Consider the following 22,641-nt stretch of genomic DNA (forward strand, 5'->3'; position numbering starts at 1 on the left):
CCTTGCCAGCGGCAATCACGATGATAACGTCACAGATGCCGCGACATAGAATCTCATCCTGATTGTCGCCAGCGTCTCACCCAGATTGATGAAGTGGAACGACCCGCTCCGACAGCATCGATGTGCTAAGACGTGGTCGTTGCTTGGACGCCACAAAGGAGGAACCGTTCCATGAAGAATGTTTACACCATCGGGCTGGATTTGGCGAAGAATGTCTTTCAGGTTCACGGCGCGGAAGATGATGGCTCCCCGGTCTTCAATCGCAAACTCCGCCGCAGCGAAGTGATGAAGTTTTTCCAGGAGCAACCGGCCTGCCTTGTCGGGATGGAAGCCTGCGGCAGTTCCCACTATTGGGCGCGCGAGATCGCCAAGTTCGGCCACGACGTGCGACTCATCCCGCCAACTTACGTCAAGGCCTTTGTAAAACGCGGCAAGACGGATGCCGCCGACGCGGAAGCTATCAGCGAAGCTGTCACCCGCAAGACCATGCGCTTCGTCCCGATCAAGACGGCCGACCAGCAAGCTGCGGCCATGGTGCTGAAGGCTCGTGCTCTCTTGGTGCGACAGCGAACTCAGGCGATCAATGCCCTGCGCGCTCATCTTGCGGAGCTGGGGATCATCGCCGCTGGAGGCGTTGCGAAGGTAGAGGCGTTGATCAGGATTATCCGTGACGACGAGGATGCTCGTCTGCCCGATCCGGCTCGCTTCGCCCTGAGTATGCTCGCTGAACAGATCGAGGCCCTGACAAGTCAGAATGACGAACTCGAGCGGGCAATAGTCACCGAGGTGAAGCGCGACGAGGATGCGCGGCGACTGACCTCAATCCCCGGAGTTGGCCCAATCATAGCTGCGACGGTCAAAGCATTGGTTCCGGACCCTGGTGGCTTCAAGTCAGCTCGTCATTTTGCTGCCTGGCTTGGATTGACGCCGAGGGCTCATTCGTCCGGTGGCAAGGAGCGGCTTGGCAAAATATCGAAGATGGGTAATCCGGAGATGCGCTCACTGCTCGTCGCAGGGGCGACATCCGTTCTGAGGATCGCTCGCAGTGATGCCAAAGCAAGCCCCTGGTTGAAAGCGCTGCTCGCCAGGCGTCCTTTCAAAGTTGCGGCCGTCGCCTTGGCCAACAAGATGGCACGGATCATATGGGCACTGTTGAACAAAGGGGGGATCTACAAGAAACCCGAAATGCCCATGACAATCCCGGCCACTGCCGGATGAGGGCGGTTACCGATATGAAAATCTGACCGGCACGTGCTGGCAGAGGCAAGGTGCAGAAGCAAGCGATGAGCACACGGGACGCTATCCCGACACGAGTGAGGCCGGCGCGACAATGCGCATCAAGCGCGTCAGATTGATTAGCCCCTCGTGTCGCGGACTTCATCGAGGCCAGCGGCTATGTGCCGTATCGAAAGGCCGTACATATGACCGCACCACTCCCAGCTGCAAATCAACTGCAAAAGCTCTTGCCATGCGGGCCGTTCCACATATGTCGCGCTATACCGTGCCGATGCAATCCAGGTCGCGCGGATCGAAGCGGCGCTACCATCTCTGGCAACCGGCCGGGAACTGACCGACCGTTTCACTGACATAGTGCGAAACGCTCGTGAGAATGCCCTGGCCGCCTGGCTCGACGAAGCCGAAGACAGCATGCTCTCATCATTCGCCCGTGGCCTTCGTAGCGACCAGACCGCAGTTGCCGCCGCGTTGCGGGAACCTTGGTCGAACGGGCAGACCGAGGGCCAGATCAATCGCCTGAAGACGCTGAAACGCCAGATGTATGGTCGCGCGAATATCGACCTGCTCAAGGCTCAGCTTGTCGTGGCATCATAGTTGAAAAGGTGCATCAACGTTGAGTCAGAGCCAAACTTCAATGCCGATTGACAGATTTGGGGGCCATCCGTAGGACATGCTTCCGCATTTATGTGTGTGTGTTTTGACGGTAGGTTTGCCCGACCCGAGCAGGCAAACGGCCCGACTGAGCGCCTTGTCGATGTCATCTTGCCAGACAGGATCGAGAGCGAACTCGCGCATCTCGTTGTCGAGACACGAATGCGCGAAAAGCTTGAGGCAAAAGGGTTGAAGCCGCGGCGGAGACGGTCTGCAAGCAGCGTTTCCCGGCTGTCAGGAGCGTTTCAGACGTCCCGCCAGATAGGATCCATAATCGTTCTTCTTGAACAGATCGGCGCGGGCCTGCAGCTGCTGGTCGTTGATCCAGCCCGCCTCATAGGCGATTTCCTCAAGGCAGCCGGTCTGCAGCCCCTGGCGTTTGGTCAAAGTGCGCACGAAGTTGCCCGCATCAAGCAAGGAGCCATGGGTGCCGGTGTCGAGCCAGGCATAGCCTCGGCCCATGGTTTCCACCCTGAGCAGCCCTTCGTCCAGATACATCTGCAACAGATCGGTGATCTCCAGCTCGCCGCGCGGTGAGGGCTGCACCCGGCGCGCCCGTTCGGGGGCAGAGCCGTCGAGGAAATAGAGCCCCGTCACCGCATAATTCGAGGGCGGCACCTCGGGCTTTTCGATAATCTGGCGTGCCACGCCATCGCCGCCGAACTCCACCACACCATAGCGTTCCGGGTCGGCCACGTGATAGCCAAAGACGGTGCCGCCGGTGGCATGGGCATCAGCGGCCGCCAGCAGTTCCGGCAGGCCATGGCCAAAGAAGATATTGTCCCCCAGCACCAGCGCCGAGGGGGCGCCATCCAGAAACGCCTCGGCCAGGAGATAGGCCTGCGCCAGACCGTCGGGGCTGGGCTGCTCGACATATGTCAGCGACACCCCCCACTGACTACCATCGCCCAGGGTGCGCTGGAACTGGTCCTGATCCTGCGGCGTGGTGATCACGCAGATCTCGCGGATGCCTGCCAGCATGAGGACCGACAGCGGATAATAGATCATCGGCTTGTCGTAGATCGGCAAAAGCTGCTTCGACACCCCCATGGTGATCGGATACAGCCGGGTGCCCGATCCGCCTGCCAGGATGATGCCTTTGCGCGCTTTTTGTGCAGTCATGCGCCCTCTCCCAGATCTTTCAGAATATCGTCCAGCCCTGTCCGCCAATCGGGTTGGGAAATGCCAAAAACAGTCTCTAACAAGGTGCAGTCGAGCCTGGAGTTCAGCGGGCGCTGCGCCGGGGTCGGATAGGCGCTGGAGGGAATATCCACCACCTCGCAAGACAGCCCGGCGCGGGCAAAAATCTCGCGGGCAAAGCCGGCCCAGCTGGTTTCGGGGCGGCCCGACAGATGATAGGTGCCGCTCTTGCCCGGATCCTGAACCAGTTGGCGCGCCATCTCAAGGCAGGCCGCCGCGATATCGCGCGCCGGGGTCGGCGCGCCGATCTGATCGGCCACCACGGTCAGGCGCTCCCGCTCGGCGCCGAGCCGCAGCATGGTCTTGACGAAATTGTTGCCATGGGCGGACACCACCCAGGAGGTGCGCAGAATGGCATGAATCCCGCCTGCGGCTCGCAGGGCCTCTTCGCCGACCAGCTTGCTGCGGCCATAGGCCTCCAGAGGCCCGGTTGCATCCTCGGGGTTCCAAGCTGCGTCGCCGCTGCCATCAAAGACATAATCGGTCGAGACAGTAACAAAGGGAATGCCCAGATCGGCGCAGGCCCGTGCCATGGCGGCCGGGGCGACACCATTGATCACGGTGGCCAGTTCCTCTTCCTCTTCGGCCTTGTCCACGGCGGTATAGGCGGCGGCGTTGATCACCGCATCCGGCGCATGGGCATGGATGGCGGCGGCGCAGGCCTCGGGATCAGACAGGTCGGCCATATCACGGCCCAGACAGGTGACGCCCTCATGCAGCGCCAGCTCGCTGGCCAACTGACCGGTTTTGCCGAAGACGAGGATCATGGGTTTACCCCGCAGACTTTTGTCTGGCCTTGATGACACAAACCCGCTCACGTGCCGATCCCCAGCCGCTGCCCGACACCATGGCGGGCTTGCAGCGGGCGCCACCAGGCCTCGTTATCCAGATACCATTGCACGGTCTTTGCCAGACCTTCCTCCACCGTCACCGAGGGCCGCCAGCCCAGTTCCTCGCGGATACGCGAGGGGTCGATGGCATAGCGCGCATCATGGCCCGGCCGGTCCGTGACAAAGGTGATCTGATCGGCATAAGAGGCGCCATCGGCGCGCGGGCGTTTCTCATCGAGGATCGCACAAAGCGTCTGCACCAGTTCCAGATTGCTGCGCTCGTTTTCGCCGCCGATATTATAAGACCGCCCCAGCGCGCCCTTTTGCAACACCAGCAACAGCGCATCGGCGTGATCTTCCACGTAAAGCCAGTCGCGGATGTTCGAGCCATCGCCATAGATCGGCAGGGCCTTTCCGGCCAGTGCATTGAGGATCACCACCGGGATCAGTTTCTCCGGGAAATGATAGGGGCCGTAGTTGTTGGAACAATTGGTCAGCACCACCGGCAGCCCGTAGGTCTCGGCCCAGGCGCGAACCAAATGGTCAGAGCTGGCCTTGGAAGCCGAATAGGGCGAGCGCGGATCATAGGCGGTGTCTTCGGTGAACATCACTTCGGGGTCGTTGGGCAGCGAGCCATAGACCTCATCGGTGGAGATGTGATGGAAGCGGAAGCCCTCGGGGCGGTCATTTTCGATCCAGTATTTGCGCGCGGCCTCCAGCATGTTGAAGGTGCCGGTGATATTGGTCTCGATGAAATCCCCCGGCCCGTCGATCGAGCGGTCCACGTGGCTTTCGGCGGCCAGATGCATCACCGCATCGGGCTTATGCGCGGCAAAGACCCGGTCGAGCGCGGCGCGGTCGCGGATGTCGGCCTGCTCAAAAGCGTAATCGGGGCTCTCTGCCACTCCGGCCACATTCTCAAGACAGGCGGCATAGGTCAGCGCATCAAGGTTCACCACCTGATGGCCCCGGGCAATCGCCAGACGCACCACGGCAGAGCCGATAAATCCGGCGCCGCCGGTCACGAGTATCTTCATGGGTTATCCTTCCCAGCTGAACGGGCTGTCGAAATCCGCCAGTGCGGGGGCGGCAGCGTCCTTTTCGGAGAGGAGCGGCGTGCCGTCAAAACCCCAGTCGATACCGCAGCTGTTCCAGGCCACGGCACCATCACACTCGGGCGCGTAATAGTCTGTGCATTTATAAAGGATCTCAGTCTCCGGCGCGCGGGTGATGAACCCATGCAGGAAGCCCTTGGGCACCAAAATCTGCTTGCCGTTTTCCGCGCTCAACTCGATCCCGAACCATTTGCCATAGCTGGGCGAGCCCTTGCGAATATCCACCGCCACATCAAAAAGCGCGCCGCGCCCACAGCGCACCAGCTTGTCCTGGGCATGGGGCGGCGCCTGGAAATGCAGGCCACGCAGGGTGCCGACCTGCGCGGACAGCGAATGATTATCCTGCACGAAATCGAAATCCAGCCCGTGTTCAGCCATGCGCTGCCGGTTCCAGCTTTCGCTGAAAAAGCCGCGGGCATCCCCGAACCGCTGCGGTGTCAGAACTTTCACCCCGGAGAGTGGCGTATTTTCAATCTGCACGGCCTCTGTCCTGCCTTATATCCGGTCGCAATTGCCGGTACCCTTAGCAACCCCTCTGCCGGTTGTCACCGTGAAACAACCTGTGGCTTGCCTCGGCCGTGCGGACACGGCATGCATTCAGCATGAAACTACTCTTTGTCCATCAGAACATGCCCGGCCAGTACCGGGAGCTGATCACCTGGCTGGCGGCGCGGCCGGAGGGTCACGAGATCTATTTCCTGACTCAGCGCAGTGACATCCAGCTGCCCGGCGTCACCACGGTGACCTACAAGGCGCATCATCAGCCCGCCAAGGACGCTTATGGGCTGTCCAAGGACTGGGAGGCCGCGGCCGGCACCGGTATCGGCGCAGCACTGGCCGCGCGGCAGTTGAAAGACGCCCGCGGCTGGAGCCCCGATATCATCATCGGTCACACCGGCTGGGGTGAGCTGACCTTCCTGAAAGAGATCTGGCCCGATGTGCCGATGATCGGCTTCTTCGAATATTTCTACCGCACATCTGGCGGGCTGGTGGGATTCGACCCGGACAACCCGCCCAACGATCAGGCCGGCTTTTTTGCCCAGGCCCGCAACACGGTGCCCTATACCAATATCCACACCGTCGATCTCGGCCATACCCCCACCTACTGGCAGCGCGACCGCTTCCCCGAAAGCTTCCATGACCGCATGTATGTCTGCCACGACGGCATCCGCACCGACCGGCTGCAACCCGACCCCGAGGCCTCGATTTCGCTGGGGCGGCTCGACCGCCCGCTGACCCGGGACGACGAGGTGATCACCTATGTTGCCCGCAACATGGAGCGCGCCCGCGGTTTTCACATCATGATGCGCGCCCTGCCGAAGATCCTGAAGGAGCGCCCCAACGCCCGCGTCCTGATGATCGGCGGCAATGAGACCTCCTATGGCGCCGAAAGCAAACATCCAGAGGGCCTGCGCGGCGAGATGGAAGAGGAGCTGAAGGGCCAGATCGACTGGAGCCGGGTGCATTTCCTTGGCCGCGTCCCCTATGATGCCCTCTGCGATATCATCCGCATCAGCCGCTGCCACATCTATCTGACCATGCCCTTCGTGCTCAGCTGGTCGCTGCTGGAGTCGATGTCGATGCAGGCCACAGTGGTGGCTGCCGATGTGGCGCCGGTGCGCGAGGCGATCACCCATGGCGAGACCGGCATGCTGGTGGATTTCTTCGATCCCGATGCGCTGGCGGCGCAGGTGGTGGATGTGGTGGCCAACCCAGAATCCTACGCCCATCTTGGTCCCAATGCCCGCGCCCATGTGGTGGAGACTTACGATTTTCTGACCCGCTGCCTGCCGGAACATATCGCCCAGATCAACGCGCTGGTGCCCGAGGAGAAGCGGATCCGGATCTGAGCAAATGTTTCGCGCGCGAAACATTTGCGCGCATCAGGACCGGGTGTTCTGGAGAAGCCGTCTTGCGGGGGAAACGGCCGCACTCCCCCGCATCAGAGCCTGATCAAGCGCACAGCGGCCGGGCCGTGTAAATCCCGGCCAGATCCCCCTCAGGCCGGTCCCTCGCCCGCGCGGCGTTTTTTCACCCAGCCGAGGAAAGCCGCATCCGCCTGGCGCAGGCGCGGGCCGCCCGAGCGCCGCCACATGGCGCGCCATTCGGCCTCCAGCGCATAGACATCGGCGCCAGGCATCAGGCTGCGGGCCTGCTCCAGCGTCGCGGGCTTCAGCACCGGCGCCGTGCCGGCCTCCAGCCCCCCTGCCGGGGCGACGACGGCATGTTTCTGGCTGAACCGGATCAGATCGCCCGGCAGCTCTTCCATCGCGTAATCGGGCAGCGGCTGCGCCTCGATCATGTCACGGATCATCTTGCGGAACACCCGGCGCGGGCTGGCCGATCCGGATTTCTTCAGCAAGGTGTCCACCGAGATGGTCCAGCCTTCCTGGCGGCCGCAATGCTTGCGGGTCAGCTCGTAGATGCGCCGCTCCAGCGGTTTGCGCAGACGGAAGTAATCGCGGCTGAGGGTCAGCACCGATTTCGACAGCACCGCCCGGAACAGCCATTCGCTGAGGGTGACGGCAACGTTGACCATGCGCCCGCCCCGGGCCTTGCGCACGATCTCCCAGCTTTCGATCAGGCCAAAGCCCGAGGTGACCTCTTGGCCGCCGGTGACGATATTGGTGGTGATGCGGGTGCCCGCCAGCCGTTCAAAGGATTCGCGCAGCCGCCGGTAGGCATCGCCCGAGGTTTCCCGGTTGGTCGCCACCAGCAGATCATGCGCCTTCAGATGCAGGGTGCGACTGACCTGCCGCCCGGCGTTCAGCGCCGCCATCAGCTGGCTGATGCAGAAGATCAGGATGTCCTTGTCGTGGATCGTCGCCAGCCCCTTGACGCTGGGGGTGACGGTGATCTCGGCGCCATTGTGTTCGTAGTTGAGAATGCGCCGGTCCGGCCGGGTGCCAAGCGAGAACAGCGGATGCTCCATCGAGGCCAGATCGTTCTTGGGGATCGCATCGAAAATATCGCAGAGGAAGAACGCCCCCTGCCCCGATGCCTGTGCCACGGAGGTCTGCATACCCCCTGTGTCTGCTGTGCCCGCAGCTGCCATGATCCCTGCCTTGTCGCTCTGCCCTGCCCCCCTGGTTTTTTCAGGGCGATCATTGCGCCCTCCGAGGTGACTCGTTTTTCGTGGTTTTGATTACGCCCACCCTAAAGTTATCCACATGCTGCCGCAACGGGGTTCCGGAATCGGATCATCGGGGGTTCAGAGTCATATGAACGGGGTTTCAGAGTCACTGCTCCCGAAAAAACACGCCCGATCGCCAATGAAAAAAGGGCTTTGCAGCACCAGCTCTCTTCCCGTAACTATTATATAACTCATAAATAACAGGGCAGAAAAATATTCAGCCTGCCCCAACGCCTCCAAAACCCCGGCTTTCCCCCGCTGCAACAGACGGATTTGCTTAGAAAAAGCAAAAGAGGTGCGCATATTTCTTTCATGTGCGCTGTTTTCTGCTATCTTGTTAAAAAGGGCGCACATTGATGCGTTTTGTCCAAGAGGGCAGCGTTTGTTTCAAAACAGCGCCGCGCAGCAGCACAGAACCGGGCAGCAGCCCATGGTACGAGATATCCACAGGAAAGATCCGGGACGAAAAGACATGGCACGGAAAGACACGGCACGCGCAGGCAACGCCACCCTGCCCCCCTATTTCAACATCGACCCCGACGCGGCCCTGGCCGAGCTGGAGGCACCCACCAGCACGGCAGGCTTTGCCGGGATCGCCGAAGGCTGCGCCCGGGGCCGCGCCGATCTGGCCAGCCGGGGCTTGGATGAGGAAGGGCGCAAAACCCTGCGCCTGTTCTCCACCTGGGAAATTACCCGCTACCTGATCCCCGTCGCCCAGGCCCATTTCCGCCGGGTGCTGAAGGCCAACCCGGAGCTGCCGCAGGGGCGTTCGGAAACCGAGGGCGGCGCCAAGTGGTTCACCCTCGACGAGGTGCTGGTCCTGCGGGCGCATTTCGCGGCGCAAGGATCCAAGGCCAAGGATTACATCCCCTACCGCCCCAAGGGCCTGCCGGCCAAGATGGTTGCCGTGGCCAACTTCAAGGGCGGCGTCGGCAAGACCTCCACCGCCGCGCATCTGGCGATGTCGGCGGCGCTGGATGGCTACAAGGTGCTGGTCATCGATCTTGATAGCCAGGGGTCGATGACCTCGATCTTTGGCGGCCGGGTCGAGGATGAATGGCAGACCGCCTTTCCACTGCTGGCGCGCCATTACGGCGAACACCTGCGCAGCGAGAACCAGCGCCGCCTGGACCGGGGCGAGGCGCCCCAGCCGATGGACGATGCGCTGACCGCGGCGATGGACATGACGGCGGCGGATGTGATCCAGAGCACCCACTGGCCCAATATCGATCTCATCGGTGCCCAGCTGAACCTCTACTGGGCCGAATTCCAGATCCCGGTCTGGCGCATGGCGGCGCGCTCCTGGAAGCTCTGGGATGCGCTGACCGACCGGCTGGAGGCTGACGGGGTGCTGGACCAGTACGATGTGATCTTCATCGATACGCCCCCCGCTCTTGGCTATCTCACCATCAACGGGCTGTCGGCGGCCGATATCCTGCTGGTGCCCATGGGGGCGTCCTTCCTCGAATTCGACTCGACGGGCCGCTTCTTTGACATGCTGCATTCCACATTCGCCAGCATCGAGGAGGGCGAGAACCTCGCCGCCCGCGCCCTGGGCCGCCCCGAGATGGGCTTTGAATGGGATGCGGTGCGCGCTGTCATCACCCGCTACGACAGCGCCCAGCAGGGCGAGCTGGCCGGGCTGATGCAGGCCTATATGGGGCCGGTGCTCAGCCCTCACAAACAGGATTACACCGCGTTGATCGGTCAGGCCGGCGAACAGGTTTCGGGCATCTACGAGGCCGATTACCGCGATTTCAACCGCGAGACCTATGCGCGCGGGCGCGAAACATTCGACGAAACCTACGCCGCTTTCAAACGGCTGCTGATCGGCTGCTGGCGCCGCGCCGAGGTGCAGATGCAGAGCGCGGCCGAGTAAGGCCCCGGCAGGGATGATGGCGCAGACTGCGCGCCCAAAGGAGACAGGCAGATGGCAAAACGCAAACGGTTGATGCCGGCACAGAGCAGCTATCTTTCCGGCGCCCCGGAAAGCAAATCCGCCCTTGGCGGTCCGATGGCCGTGGGGGCGGCGCCGATCGCGCAGGTGGCGTCGGAAACCGCTTCGCAAGCGGCCTTGCAGGAATTGTCCGACGTGCTGGAAAACGCCCGCAGCAAGGGGCTGATGATCGAAGAGGTGCCGCTGTCGGCCATCGACGAAACCCATCTGGTGCGCGACCGGATCGAACAGGACGCCGAGGAAATGGATGCCCTCGTCGAATCCCTGCGCGCCCGCGGTCAGCAGACCCCGGTCGAATTGGTGCCGCTGGAACCCCGCCCCGATGGGCGCAGCCATGGCCTGATCTCGGGTTGGCGCCGCCTTGGGGCCCTGCGCAGGCTCTATGCCGAGACTTCAGACCCGAAATACGCCACGGTGAAGGCGCTGATCATCCGCCCGGAGACGGCGCAGGATGCCTATATCGCCATGGTCGAGGAAAACGAAATTCGGGTGAACCTCTCCCATTACGAACGCGCGCGGATCGCGGTGCGGGCGATGAAGGAAGAGGTGTTTCCGACTCTGAAAAAGGCACTTCAGAGTCTCTTTGCCAATGTACCCCGCGCCAAACGCTCCAAGATCCGCAGCTTCGTGACCTTGGTCGAGGAGCTGGATGCGGTGCTGTTCTATCCAACCGCCATCAGCGAGAAGCTGGGCCTGTCTCTGGTGCGCGCCATGGGCGAGGACGAAGGTTTTGCAGCGCGCTTGCGTGCTGCCCTTCAGGCCGCTCCGCGCGAGACTGCCACGGATGAGCTGGAGATCCTGAACCGGGTTCTGGCCGAGACACAGGACGGATCTGAGGCCGACACAGCACAGAGTGATGCGGCTCTAAACCCGGCTTCAAAGACGCAAACTGCGACGCCCGAGGCCCCTGCCCGCCCGCGTGTGCGTACCCCCGGTGCCGAGGGATCCGAGCGGGTTTCCGTTCAGGCTGCGGCAGGTGTGCGGCTGTGCTTCACGCCCGGACAGAACCGGATTGAGTTGACCGGCGATGCTGTCGATGCAGAGCTGATGGCGGCGCTGCAGGACTGGCTGAAGCACCGCTGAACCCAAGGCCACAATCAGAACGAATTCGACCCTAAACCCCGGTTTAGGGTCTTTTTGTAGACTCTGCAGCGTGGCCAAATGTTTCGCGCGCGAAACATTTGGGGCCTGTTGGAAGCGGAGGTCGGCTCAGCGGCCCACCGCGATATACTGGGAGAAACCGGCCCGTTCGGCGGCCCGGGCGGAATAGACATTGCGCAGATCCGCCATCCGCGGATAGGCCATCCTGGCGGCCAGGGCCTTCAGATCAAGCGCGCGGAACTCGTTCCATTCGGTCAGCAGCACCACCAGATCGGCGCCCTCTGCCGCCTCATAGGGGTCCTCGAGCCAGTCGACGCCGGGCAGCAGCGCCTCGCCCTCGGCACGGCCCTGCGGGTCGATCACCCGCACATGGGCGCCGCCGCCCACCATGGCGGGCACGATGGTCAGGCTGGGGGCCTCGCGCATGTCGTCGGTATTGGGTTTGAAGGTGACACCCAGCACGGTCACCGTCTTGCCGTTGAAAGAGCCTCCGCAGGCATCGCGCAGCTTTTCCACCATGCGCGCCTTCACCTCGTCATTGACCCGCATCACCGTCTCGGTGATCCGCATCGGAAAGGAATGGTCCTGGCCGATGCGCGCCAGCGCGGCGGTGTCTTTCGGAAAACAGGAGCCGCCATAGCCGGGGCCGGCATGCAGGAACTTGTTGCCGATGCGCCCGTCCAGACCGACCCCGCGCGAGACCTCTTTGACATTGGCGCCCACCTTTTCGCAAAGCCCGGCGATTTCATTCATGAAGGTGATCTTGGTCGCCAGAAAAGCATTGGCGGCGTATTTGATCATCTCGGCGCTCTCCAGATCGGTGGTCAGGATCGGAAAATCGCGCAGGTAAAGGGGGCGGTAGATCTCACTCATGACCTCGGCGGCGTGGGCGCTTTCGACGCCGACCACCACCCGGTCGGGCTTCATGAAATCCTCGATCGCCGCGCCTTCGCGCAGGAATTCAGGGTTGGAGGCCACATCGAAGTCCGCATCCGGTTTGGCGCTGGCGATCACCTCCTGCACCTGCCGGTTGGTGCCCACCGGCACGGTGGATTTGGTCACCACCACCGCATAACCGGTCAGCGCCGCAGCGATCTCTTCGGCGGCAGCCATCACATAGGTCAGATCCGCATGGCCATCGCCGCGCCGGGTCGGGGTGCCGACGGCGATAAACACCGCCTCGGCGCCATCCACAGCGGCGGCCAGATCGTCGCTGAACTCCAGCCGCCCGGCGGCGACGTTCTTTTCCATCAGCGCATCAAGGCCCGGCTCGTAGATCGGGACCTCGCCGGCCTTCAGCCGAGCGATCTTGGCAGCGTCCTTGTCGACGCAGATCACGTCATGGCCGAAATCGGAGAAACAGACGCCGGACACCAGTCCCACGTAGCCTGTGCCAATCATCGCGATACGCATGGGGTGTCCCCTGTTCTGCTTGGTATGTCGTTTTGCAACTTTGAAGAAAGCGCAGGCCGGGCGCAATGGGGCTGGGGGTGGCGTCCTTTCAAATGTTTCGCGCGCGAAACATTTGCACCTGTCAGCCAGGCCCCTGCCGGTGTCACCGCGTTACGGCATCAGGCGCTGTAATAACCCCGGTACCAATCCACGAAACGGGCAACGCCGGTCCTGACATCGACCTCTGCCCGGTACCCGGTGAGAGCGGTGAGCAGCGATGTGTCGGCCCATGTCGCGGGCACGTCGCCGGCCTGCATCTCTTTCAGGATCTTCTGCGCGGGCTGTCCCAGCGCCTCTTCCAGCGCGGCAATATAATCCATCAGCGGCGTCGGCTGGCTGGCGCCGATATTCACGACCCGGAAGGGCGCAACGGGGCTGAGGCTGTCCTGCGGTCCCACCGGTGTGTCGCCCGGTACTGCCTCGATCAGCCCGGTGATGCCGGTGACCAGATCGTCGATATAGGTGAAATCGCGGCTCATGCGGCCGTGGTTGTAGACCTCGATGGGCTCACCCGCGAGCATCGCCTTGGTGAATTTGAACAGCGCCATGTCGGGCCGACCCCAGGGGCCATAGACGGTGAAAAACCGGAACATGGTGATCGGCAGCGCGTAAAGATGGGCATAGGAATGGCCCATCGCCTCGCCCGCCTTCTTGGTGGCGGCATAGAAGGACATCGGCGTGCCGGCCTTCTGCCGCTCGTCAAAGGGCATATCCGTGTTGGCGCCATAGACCGAAGAGGTGGAGGCCATCAGCAGATGCGCAGGCGGATGGGCGCGGGCGGCCTCCAGAAGTTCGAAGGTGCCGATCAGGTTGGCCTCAAGGTAATCGCGCGGCGCATCGATGGAATGACGCACCCCGGCCTGCGCGGCGAGGTGAATGACCGCATCGGGGCGGTGGCGGGCAAAGAGCTCCATCAGGCGCCCGGGGTCTTCCAGCTTGCCGATTACTGGGGTGAAGGCCGGGTTTTCCGCCAGCATCGCGTGGCGGCGCTCCTTCAGGGCGACATCGTAATAGGGCGACAGGCAATCCAGCCCGACGACCTGCCAGCCCGCAGCCAGCAGGCGGGCCGCAAGGTGATAGCCGATGAAGCCGGCCGATCCGGTGACAAGAGCAGTGCGCATGACATGCTTGGTGGCGGCTTCCGGCGGTCCTGTCAAACCCTATCATGCGTCCTTCTGCGGGGCAGGGCGCGGCGGGGGCCACCCCTTGGGGTTTGACATGAGGCCGGATTTATGAGTTTTGCGCTCCCACAACGCAAAGACGATGACACAGACGATCAGAACAGGCCGGGGAGCAGACTTTCGTGAGCGCACAGACAGATCCCAGCCCGTCCCCCCGCCGTCTGGTGGCGGTGGTGGTGACTTATAATCGTCTCGACAAGCTGAAAGACACCATCGCCCGGCTGCTGCAAAGCCCGGCCGCAGAGCTGGCGGCGCTGGTGGTGGTGGACAATGCCTCCACCGATGGCACGCGTGACTGGCTGGCGACATTGCATGATCCGCGGCTGGATATTCAGGTGAGCGAGACCAACCGCGGCGGGGCAGGCGGCTTTGAGCGGGGCATGCGCCGCGCGATGGAGGCGCACAGCCCCGACTGGCTGGTGGTGATGGATGATGATGGTCGCCCGGCACCGGGCGCCCTAGCGGCGTTTCACGCCCTGCCCGCCCATGACGATCCGGCGCGGGCCTGGGATGGGGTGGCTGCGGCGGTCTATTTCCCGACCGGTGGCATCTGCGAGATGAACCGCCCCTCGCGCAATCCCTTCTGGCACAGCCGTGAATTCCTGCGCACGCTCTTTGGCGGCGGCCGCTCGGGCTTTCACGTGCAGCCCTCGGACTATGAAGGGCAGGGGATGCAGATCGATGTGACCTCCTTCGTGGGCTTCTTCATCTCGGCGGATGCAGTGCGGCGCATCGGCTATCCGGATCCCGATCTTTTCATCTATGGCGATGACGGGCTTTATACTCTGGGGCTGACCAAATCGGGCGGCCGTATCGGATTTGAACCCGCCGTGCGGTTCGAGCACGATCTGACGACCTTTGTGCCCAAGGCGGGAGAAGAGCAGGCGCAGCGCGGCCGTTTCATCCCCCTGTGGAAGGTCTACTACTATCACCGCAACCTGCTTCTTCTGTATCGGATGGCGGCGGGGATCTGGTTCTGGCCGGTGATGCTGGTGATCCTGCCCAAATGGCTTTCAAAGGTGCGCGCCCACGCAGGCGAACGGCGCGCCTTTCTGCGGCTTATGAGCCGGGCGGTGCTGGACGGGCTGAGGTGGCGCACCCATGTGCCCCATGCCGAGGTCTTGGAGCTGGCCCGCACAAAGGGGTAGGGCGGGGCAGCCTGGCCGGGATCAGCGGTTCAGGATGTCGCGGTGATAGCGCCCCATCAGCACCAACCCCAGAAACAGCAGCACAAGGCTGACAAGCGTCACATAGGTTATATTCACATAGGCGGCGGTGTAGCTGGGATAGAAACCGGTGCGCATCAATCCGGTGATATGCATCAGGGGATTGTACCACAGGATGTCCTGACCCAGCGGGGGCAGGTCGTCATAGAGAAAGAAAATACCCGAGGCGAGGAACAGTGGCCTGGTCAGGATTCCCCAAGTGACGCTCCAAAGCGGGTAAAGCCCCATCAGGACGCAGTTCAACGTGCCGACGCCCAGAGCCAGCAGCATCGACAGGGCAACGGCCTCGATCACCGGAGGCATATCCAGCACCGTTCGGCTGTCGATGACCATCAGGATACCTGTGAGCAGCAGCAGCATGACAAAGATGTTGGTAAGGCTGTTCAGGATGAAGCGGGCCAGAATCGCATCCAGCCAGGTTACTGCTGGGTATTTCAAAAGCGGTTTGGAAAACCCCAGGGCACGGGCGCAGGCGTTTGAAACCTGCATATAGAGGTCAAAGGGTAGATAGCCGGTCGCATAGAACAGCAGGAAGCTGGTGCCGAGGGAGGGTGTCCGGATAATCAGGGAAAACCCGAGGCTGAGGAAGAGGATCGCGGCCAGCGGCTCGAGAACGGCCCAGATGTAACCGCCGGGAGTGCGCCCGTAACGGGTCGACATCTCGCGCAGTATCAGCGCCACCACGGTGCGCAGGCTGGCAAAACGGCGCCGCTTGCTGCCTGCCCGTGTCGGGGTCTGGGCAGGGGGCAGTGCAGAACCCGAAGCGGTGTGCTGTACCCCTGACGGGGCGGCGGGAGGAAGGCTGGCCATATGGGTCCGCTGTGAATGATGGTTGTGAATGGGTTGTCGGCAGGCGATACTATGATCCATAGAACAGGCAATTACAAATGGCTCTGGTACATCCCCCCGAGCCTTGAGACGGGCACATATGACACAGGATCATCCGGCCATGGGTTTGAAAACGTCGGGTCAGAACAAAACGCGCGCGGCCGGAAAAAGGCCCGCGGCGGAACGCGGCGCCCAAACGGGAAGCAATGTCGAACAGCTGTCTCAGGTGCAGGACGTCTCTGCTGATCAGGATGACGCGCCGGGAAAAGGCAGTGGCGGCGGGGCGCGCAAGAAGCTCAAGAAACTGCGTCAGAAGGTCAAGGCCACCGAAGCCGCGCTTGAGGCGGCTCAGCAACAGGTGGCCGAAACACCGGCCTATCCCATGGCGCGCCCGGCGCAGATGCGCCGCCGTCACTGGGGGCTTGTGGCCAGTTTCGTTCTGATGGTGCTGGCGCCGCTGGCGGCAGCGGTCTTCTATCTCTGGGCCTTGGCCGAGGATCAGTATGTGTCCACCGCCGGCTTTACCGTGCGCAGCCAGGAAAGCAGCGGCGCCACCGATCTGCTGGGCGGGCTTGCCAATTTCACTGGCAATACCACCGCTTCGGACAGCGATATCCTTTATGAATTCATCCAGAGCCAGGAAATGGTGGAATCGGTGGACAAGGCAGTGCCGCTGCGGCCGCATTACAGCCAGCACTGGCCCGACGACTGGGTGTTCTCGCTCTGGCCCGATGCCACGCTGGAACAGATGATCTGGTACTGGCAGCGCATCGTCGGCATTTCCTATGACAGCGGCTCGGGGTTGATCGAGGTGCAGGCGGTGGCTTTTGATCCCGAAACCGCACAGGACATTACCCGCGCCATCGTTGCGGAAAGCCAGACCCGCATCAATGAGCTGAACGAGCAGGCGCGCGAGGATGCCATGCGCTATGCCCGCGAGGATCTGGACGAGGCACTGGAGCGGCTGAAAGGCGCGCGCGAGGCGCTGACCAGCTTTCGCACCCGCACCCGGATCGTGGATCCGGCGGCGGATATCCAGGGCCGTATGGGGGTGATGAACAACCTGCAGCAGCAGCTGGCCGAGGCGCTGATCGAATACGACCTTTTGCGCGGCACCGTGGGAGAGGGGGATCCGCGTCTGAAAAAAGCGCAGCAGCATATCGATGTGATCCGCGAGCGCATCAATATCGAGCGGCAGACCTTTACCTCGACCAATACCGATACCGGCGCCGTGGGCGAGGATTACCCCTCGCTGATCTCGGAATTCGAACGGCTCACGGTGGATCTGCAATATGCCGAGGAAACCTATCGGGCGGCGCTGACGGCGCTGGAGGTAGCCCGCGACGAGGCCACCCGGCAAAGCCGCTATCTGGCCACCTATATCAAGCCGACCCGAGCCCAGGAATCCGAATACCCCAACCGCCCCATGCTGGCGGGACTGGTGGGGCTGTTCCTGCTCCTGACCTGGTCGATCCTGGCGCTGATCTACTATTCGATCCGGGACCGCAGCTGAGGCGGGCCGGAGAGGACAAGAATATGATTCGCTTTGAGAACCTGACCAAGAGCTTCTGGCTGCGGGGCGAACGCAAGGTTGTCATCGACAATCTCAACCTCACCTTGCCCACGGGGCGCTCCCTGGCGCTCTTGGGGCGCAACGGGGCGGGCAAATCCACCCTGCTGCAGATCATCGCCGGCACCATGCGCCCGGATCACGGGCGGGTGGTGTCCGATGGAACCATGTCCTGGCCAGTGGGGCTAGGGGCGTCCTTTCACCGGGATCTGAGCGGTGCTGAGAACGTCCGCTTCATCGCCCGTATCTACGGGGTGGATACCGAAGACCTAGTCGCCTTTGTTGAGGATTTTGCCGAACTGGGAAAATTCTACCACATGCCGATGCGCAGCTATTCTTCGGGGATGCGGTCCCGGCTGACCTTCGGCGCTTCGATGGGGATCCGCTTTGACACCTATCTGGTGGATGAGGTGACGGCGGTGGGCGACCGGACCTTCAAGAAGAAGAGTCGCGAGGTCTTTGCCGACCGGATGCAGCAGTCGAGTGCCATCATGGTCAATCACTCGATGGGGCAGGTGCGCAAGTTTTGCGATGCGGGCATCGTGCTGGAACATGGCAAGATGCAGTATTTCGATGACCTAGAAGAAGCCATCGCGGTGCATGAAGCGATGCTGTCCTGAGCCGCCGCATACCGGCGGCTCAGAAAGACGGAGGGGCCGACCAGAAGCTGGTCTAGGGGCGTCTCAGCAGTTCAGGCTGTCAGGGCAGTGTTCTCTTGGCCAACGTCAGCCGCCGCCATATCCTCGGCCAGTGTCTGCTGCCAGTAGCTTTGCGTGGTCATCTCGTCATAGCCCTTGCGATAGGCCGCCTGCAGCGCGTTGTAAGACCGGCGGAAGGCCAAGAGGGTTGTGAACATGCGCCAGGCCAGCGAGAAGAACCTCACCTTGGACTGGGTCACCACATAGCCCTTGTCGCGCTGGGTATTGATATAGGTCAGCCGGGCGCCACCAAAGGCTGGAAAGACCACCCCGCGATCCCCGATATTCAGAACCTTGCGGTCTCCGATCCGATTCCAGAAGGGGATCAGGTGGCCATTGAGGGTGAAGAGCCCGAAATAATGCCGCAGTCGGCGGGGCATTTTGCTGAACCGGCGGCGTTCCCGTGCGTCCAGCACATCAATGTCGCGCCAGGCTTCGTCCTTGACCAGGGATTTGATCCGGGCGCGGCGCTCGGACATGTCGATGTTCTCGTCAAAGAACTCCGGCCCCTTCATCACATCGTGCCAGGCCAAGAGTTGGGCCTCGGCGCTTTCGTATTTGAAGCGCAGCATCGAACGCATCATGAAGCGGATGGCGATTTTGGCGGTGCCAATGGCACTGCGCTCCAGCCGCTCAAAGACCAGGTGATGTATCAGGTGGTTGCGCAGATCCAGGTACAGGGTCTGTGCGCTTTCCTTTTCCGTGAAATCATCCTGGAAGGAGACCACGCCGCTGATCGTGACAATCTTGAAATCATTGGCCAGCGAAAAGCTGATGTCATCGCCGCGCACGAAGAAGGGAAAGGGGTGATGGCTGACGCTCTTGATCGGGAAGGCAAAGAACCACCAACCTCCATAAAGAGTCTTGGATTGCGGGCGGGTCGTTTCATACTCCATCTTTGCCACCTGCTTCAGTTCGCGCAGGTCGGTGCCGTTTTGCAACGGATGGCAGGAGCCGTCGAAATAGGCGCCGTTTTCCCACATGGCCCATTTGTGGGTGTTGTTGATCATCGCCCCCGAAACGGCCGTGTTAGGGTCTTTTGCCAGTGCCAGGAAGATATAGGTCCGGGCCAGATTCTCCATGTGGAAAGAGGCATCGTCATCCATGAAGAGGCAATGGGTAAACCCGCCCTTTTCTGCCTCCAGCAGCCCCCGGGCAAAGCCGCCGGCGCCGCCAAGGTTGCTGTTGGGATAGGGGCTGACCTTGTCCGAGGCGGGAATTTTGGCGCTCTTTCCATTATCGACCACCTGCACATGCAGCTGGTCTCCATGTTCAAAGGCTTTCAGGAAGTCCTCAAGCCGGGCAACGGTGCGTCGCACGTCGTCTTCGCGCTTGAAGGTGGTGATGGAGACAGCCAGGCGTGGCCAGGCTGCGGGTTGGTCGGCGGTGGCAAACCGGCCACCGGTCAGCGTGACCTCATCCCCGAGCGCGATCACTTCGAGGTAGAGGAGGCCGTCATTTCCCTTGCCGGAAAACTCCGAGAGGTCGATCCGAAACGGTGTGCCGTCCTGCAGTTCGGCGATTTCGCTGTAGACCACGTCCCAGGAACGGTTCGGATGGGCCTGGATGATCTTGATTTCGGCCTTTCCACTGCCTGACAGTTCGGCAAAGAGGCTGTTCAGATCACAGCTGGCGTTCCATTTGCCAAGATTGAAGAGGTTGAAATAGGTGCCAAAACAAATGCGGCTGCCACGCGGCAGCAGATAGCTTTCCGTGCTCTGGGAATAGCCCACCGCGCCATCGGCATGGTAGTAGAGCATATGCTCGGTGCAGATTTCGCGTTCGGGAGTGATGAAGTTCTGCAGGGTGAGCATAACGTGAAAACCTCTTACGGGATCAGGTCTGACCGGGTGGCTCAGAAGGATTTCTGAAGGGTGCGGATATAGGTTTGCAACTCCGGATCCGGCATGGCGTCCGGGTCCAGGGCCATCAGCAGCTGACGTGTTGCGTCTTCCTCGGGGACCGGGCGGCAGGCCTGCATCTGATCGATATCCGGGAAGAAGGCTTCCTGTCCGGTCAGCGCGTTGAGATACGCATGGATGGGAGCAAACGCCTCGGCCATCAGCTGGCGCTGCGGGGCGCCGAACATTTCGACATCGCTGTTGCGCACCGGGGACAGGTCGTTGCCGTGCTTTTGCAGATAGACCGACAGGGCATGGGCTGCGGGACGGGCAAGCTCCTTATTGGCCCGCCGCATGATGGTGAAGGCGGCGCGGGGCAGGCTGGGGTTGGCCCGTCCCGGAGGGATCATGTCGTCCGGCACGGCAAGATCTGTCTGGGCGACAAAGTCTTCGGTCGACCCGCCTGTCGCCAGAATATCGCTGTAATTGCGCAGGATTAGCTGCGCTTTCGGCATTCGCTCGGTCCAAGCCTCTACCGCGAGGCGATAGTTGAAATGGATCGTCTCCTGATATTGCTTGAAGCCATCGCCCTGAAGGGGGGCGGGTTTTTCTCCCACTTTCAGGCGCTGGCCATGCCAGGAGATCATGTAGTCATCGGGTCTGCGCAGGGCGCAGTAAATCTGGATCTCCTTGGTTGCCTTCGGCAGGTGCTTGGCCAGCCGGGTGATGGTATTGGGGTCGACCTGGCCAAAATTGGCAAAAGCCTCGGAGCACAGGATCAGGATGTCAGGCTGCAGCATGTCCGCCTGATTGTTGATCGCGCGGAACATCTGGCTGGTCCCGGGCGGGGCTTGGAACTGAGGCGGAACTGACCGGTCCGAAACATCGGACATCATGCGGTAGGCCAGCGCGCTGTGGGGTTCACGTATGTTCACGTGTTGGCCCGCGCGCTGGTCGCCTGCGCCAAGCGCTTTTTTCAGGTTGTTTGCAAACCCGCGGGTTTCGACAGCTGGATAGAGGATCCCTGCCTTGGCCAGTTTGCACCAGTTTTGCGACAGATAAGCCTGCAGGGCGGTTGACCCGACCTTGTGGTGGCCAATGTAGAGAATGACTTTCATCGCAGCTTCGCGTTAGACCCATGATTTTTGCAGTGTTGTTATTGTAAAATCCCCTTGGGGGAAAGGAGATATCACGGGGGCAAAGGGTTTCCGGATCGCGGGGCTTGACAGGGCTGGTTTCCTACTCTGTACAGAGGGCAAAAGCCCTGCATCAGAGGGCTGTCAGAGGGAGCGGTAAATGGTCAGGGAAATCGTGTTTCACCTGGGGGACTGCAAGACCGGCACGACGTCGATCCAGTCGGTGTTGGCGGCTGGGGCCTGGCACAGCGCTGCGGCGCAGATCTGTTATCCGGCCCGGTTCAACCATATTCCCCTGGCCAAGACCCTGTCGGTGGACAGTGAAAAACCATTCCGGGACAAGCGGTTCCAGGCTCTGCGCAAGGACTTTGACAGCAGCGATGCCGACATCGGAGTGGTATCGGCCGAGCATTTCGAATTTGTCGACCCCAAGGCCCTGAAGGCGGCGATCGAAGAACATCTGCCGAACTATTCCGGACGTATCCGCCTGGTGGCCTATGTGCGTCCGCATGCGGACCGGCTGGTTTCAACCTTTGCGGAGCGGTCCAAGAAAGGCCTGTTCCAAAAGCCGCTGGCGGCCATGCACAAAAAACTGGCAGAAGACGGGCTGTTGTTCTACACCCCGCGTTTCCAGGCTTGGCGCGCGGCCTTCGGCGAGGCTTTCACTCTGCGCCCCTTCCTGCGGGACGCTTTGTATCGGGGCGATGTGGTGCAGGATTTCTTCCGTTTTGCCCTCTCTGGTGCCGATTTCAGCCTGACCCAGCCCAGCCAGCAGAATGAATCTCTGAGTGTCGCCGATGTGGCCATGATGCGGCGGCTGCACAACCGCATCCGCCACCTGGGCGGTGGCGGCAAGCCTCTGCGTCAGGCACAGCAGGCGCTGGGGTGGTATCTGTCGGATATCCTGGCGGCGCTGCCCGCGGTGGAGGGGGCCGAGAAACCCCGCCTGCATCGCAGTCTGGCCCATCAGGTGGTTGAGACCTACAAGGCCGATGCGGCGAGGCTGGATGAGCAGTTTTTTGACGGTCAGCGGCTGATGCAGCAGGCGCTGGCCGCGGCGCCGGAAAAAGCGGTGGAGGCGCCGCAGTCGTTCCGGGCGGTGGATCATTTCAGCGCGGCTGAGTTGCGCCAGATCGAGGCCTGGGCGCAGTTGATCACCCGGATGATCTCTGCTGACGGTCCTCACTTCATGTGGGCGGTGCGCCCGGAGGCGCAGCGCGGTCCGAAACCGGGGCGGGGCTGATCGGGTACGCCGCGCGAAAGATCAGCGTTCGATGAGGGCGCAGGCTTCTGCCAGAAGGGTGCTGATGCCTGCTGCATTGTCGGGCTGAGGCGCATCTGCCCCGGCTTTTGTCCGTTTCGTCTGTCGGTAGTGCCGGTGCCATGTTTCCAGATCAGCCGGTGTCTGCGCGCTGATCCCCCAACTTCGACACTTCGCGATGGATTTGAGCCCGGTTTGGCGATGCGGACTTCAATGAAATAAGGG

20 protein-coding genes are annotated in these 22,641 nt (G+C 61.9%); 9 read left to right on the forward strand and 11 right to left on the reverse strand.

The window, feature by feature from the left end:
• Positions 1-171: 171 nt before the first annotated feature.
• Positions 172-1,218: an IS110 family transposase gene (locus tag C6W91_RS18650; protein ID WP_347508180.1), complete on the forward strand. Its 1,047-nt coding sequence runs from the start codon at positions 172-174 to the stop codon at positions 1,216-1,218.
• 294 nt (positions 1,219-1,512) lie between these two features.
• On the forward strand, positions 1,513-1,830 hold the full coding sequence (locus C6W91_RS18655; protein WP_370571342.1) for a transposase: 318 nt from the start codon (positions 1,513-1,515) through the stop codon (positions 1,828-1,830).
• Between the two features lie 291 nt (positions 1,831-2,121).
• On the opposite strand, the gene rfbA is transcribed toward C6W91_RS18655, so the two are convergent.
• The 4 genes from rfbA to rfbC are packed head-to-tail and all read right to left on the reverse strand — an operon-like array spanning position 2,122 to position 5,512.
• Complete coding sequence (gene rfbA, locus C6W91_RS18660; RefSeq protein WP_370571325.1) at positions 2,122-3,009, reverse strand: glucose-1-phosphate thymidylyltransferase RfbA; 888 nt, start codon at positions 3,007-3,009, stop codon at positions 2,122-2,124.
• On the reverse strand, positions 3,006-3,854 hold the full coding sequence (gene rfbD / locus C6W91_RS18665) for a dTDP-4-dehydrorhamnose reductase (RefSeq protein ID WP_370571326.1): 849 nt from the start codon (positions 3,852-3,854) through the stop codon (positions 3,006-3,008). The genes rfbA and rfbD overlap by 4 nt, the downstream gene beginning before the upstream one ends.
• A gap of 47 nt (positions 3,855-3,901) precedes the next feature.
• Positions 3,902-4,954 carry a dTDP-glucose 4,6-dehydratase gene (gene rfbB, locus C6W91_RS18670; RefSeq protein WP_370571327.1) on the reverse strand — a complete coding sequence of 351 codons (1,053 nt, stop codon included), beginning with the start codon at positions 4,952-4,954 and terminating at the stop codon, positions 3,902-3,904.
• A gap of 3 nt (positions 4,955-4,957) precedes the next feature.
• Positions 4,958-5,512: a dTDP-4-dehydrorhamnose 3,5-epimerase gene (gene rfbC / locus C6W91_RS18675; protein ID WP_370571328.1), complete on the reverse strand. Its 555-nt coding sequence runs from the start codon at positions 5,510-5,512 to the stop codon at positions 4,958-4,960.
• Positions 5,513-5,634: 122 nt separating this feature from the next.
• Between rfbC and C6W91_RS18680 the strand changes: the two genes are divergently transcribed.
• Positions 5,635-6,882 (forward strand): glycosyltransferase family 4 protein, encoded by a 1,248-nt coding sequence (locus tag C6W91_RS18680; RefSeq protein ID WP_370571329.1) that lies wholly within the window; start codon positions 5,635-5,637, stop codon positions 6,880-6,882.
• Between the two features lie 149 nt (positions 6,883-7,031).
• Here the strand turns inward: C6W91_RS18680 and C6W91_RS18685 are convergent, their stop codons facing one another.
• On the reverse strand, positions 7,032-8,087 hold the full coding sequence (locus C6W91_RS18685) for a replication initiator protein A (RefSeq protein ID WP_370571330.1): 1,056 nt from the start codon (positions 8,085-8,087) through the stop codon (positions 7,032-7,034).
• A gap of 162 nt (positions 8,088-8,249) precedes the next feature.
• Positions 8,250-8,468, reverse strand: coding sequence for a hypothetical protein (locus tag C6W91_RS18690; RefSeq protein WP_370571331.1), 219 nt, complete (start codon positions 8,466-8,468; stop codon positions 8,250-8,252).
• Positions 8,469-8,637: 169 nt separating this feature from the next.
• Between C6W91_RS18690 and C6W91_RS18695 the strand changes: the two genes are divergently transcribed.
• Together C6W91_RS18695 and C6W91_RS18700 are read left to right on the forward strand one after the other, a co-directional pair.
• Positions 8,638-10,044: an AAA family ATPase gene (locus tag C6W91_RS18695; protein ID WP_370571332.1), complete on the forward strand. Its 1,407-nt coding sequence runs from the start codon at positions 8,638-8,640 to the stop codon at positions 10,042-10,044.
• A gap of 51 nt (positions 10,045-10,095) precedes the next feature.
• A complete protein-coding gene (locus C6W91_RS18700; RefSeq protein WP_370571333.1) occupies positions 10,096-11,205 on the forward strand; it encodes a ParB/RepB/Spo0J family partition protein in 1,110 nt (369 codons plus the stop codon).
• 126 nt (positions 11,206-11,331) lie between these two features.
• On the opposite strand, the gene C6W91_RS18705 is transcribed toward C6W91_RS18700, so the two are convergent.
• Together C6W91_RS18705 and C6W91_RS18710 are read right to left on the reverse strand one after the other, a co-directional pair.
• Positions 11,332-12,636, reverse strand: coding sequence for a UDP-glucose/GDP-mannose dehydrogenase family protein (locus tag C6W91_RS18705; protein ID WP_370571334.1), 1,305 nt, complete (start codon positions 12,634-12,636; stop codon positions 11,332-11,334).
• A gap of 158 nt (positions 12,637-12,794) precedes the next feature.
• Entirely contained in the window at positions 12,795-13,796 is a 1,002-nt protein-coding gene (locus C6W91_RS18710; protein ID WP_370571343.1) for an NAD-dependent epimerase/dehydratase family protein, read from the reverse strand.
• A 182-nt stretch (positions 13,797-13,978) separates the two neighbouring features.
• Here C6W91_RS18710 and C6W91_RS18715 point away from each other — a divergent pair, with 182 nt between their 5' ends.
• Entirely contained in the window at positions 13,979-15,004 is a 1,026-nt protein-coding gene (locus C6W91_RS18715) for a glycosyltransferase family 2 protein (RefSeq protein ID WP_370571335.1), read from the forward strand.
• Between the two features lie 21 nt (positions 15,005-15,025).
• On the opposite strand, the gene C6W91_RS18720 is transcribed toward C6W91_RS18715, so the two are convergent.
• The gene (locus tag C6W91_RS18720; protein ID WP_370571336.1) at positions 15,026-15,892 is read right to left on the reverse strand and encodes an ABC transporter permease; all 867 of its coding nucleotides are present in this window, start codon (positions 15,890-15,892) and stop codon (positions 15,026-15,028) included.
• A 139-nt stretch (positions 15,893-16,031) separates the two neighbouring features.
• On the opposite strand from C6W91_RS18720, the gene C6W91_RS18725 reads away from it, so the two are divergent.
• Both C6W91_RS18725 and C6W91_RS18730 read left to right on the forward strand, forming a co-directional pair.
• Entirely contained in the window at positions 16,032-17,423 is a 1,392-nt protein-coding gene (locus C6W91_RS18725) for a sugar transporter (protein ID WP_370571337.1), read from the forward strand.
• Between the two features lie 23 nt (positions 17,424-17,446).
• On the forward strand, positions 17,447-18,100 hold the full coding sequence (locus C6W91_RS18730; protein ID WP_370571338.1) for an ABC transporter ATP-binding protein: 654 nt from the start codon (positions 17,447-17,449) through the stop codon (positions 18,098-18,100).
• A gap of 71 nt (positions 18,101-18,171) precedes the next feature.
• Here the strand turns inward: C6W91_RS18730 and C6W91_RS18735 are convergent, their stop codons facing one another.
• Together C6W91_RS18735 and C6W91_RS18740 are read right to left on the reverse strand one after the other, a co-directional pair.
• Positions 18,172-19,992, reverse strand: coding sequence for a hypothetical protein (locus C6W91_RS18735; RefSeq protein ID WP_370571339.1), 1,821 nt, complete (start codon positions 19,990-19,992; stop codon positions 18,172-18,174).
• A 41-nt stretch (positions 19,993-20,033) separates the two neighbouring features.
• On the reverse strand, positions 20,034-21,137 hold the full coding sequence (locus tag C6W91_RS18740) for a hypothetical protein (RefSeq protein WP_370571340.1): 1,104 nt from the start codon (positions 21,135-21,137) through the stop codon (positions 20,034-20,036).
• 178 nt (positions 21,138-21,315) lie between these two features.
• Here C6W91_RS18740 and C6W91_RS18745 point away from each other — a divergent pair, with 178 nt between their 5' ends.
• Entirely contained in the window at positions 21,316-22,398 is a 1,083-nt protein-coding gene (locus C6W91_RS18745; protein ID WP_370571341.1) for a hypothetical protein, read from the forward strand.
• Positions 22,399-22,641 lie beyond the last annotated feature (243 nt).

The organism is Phaeobacter sp. SYSU ZJ3003, from assembly GCF_041300735.1.
GTDB lineage: Bacteria > Pseudomonadota > Alphaproteobacteria > Rhodobacterales > Rhodobacteraceae > Phycobacter > Phycobacter gallaeciensis_A.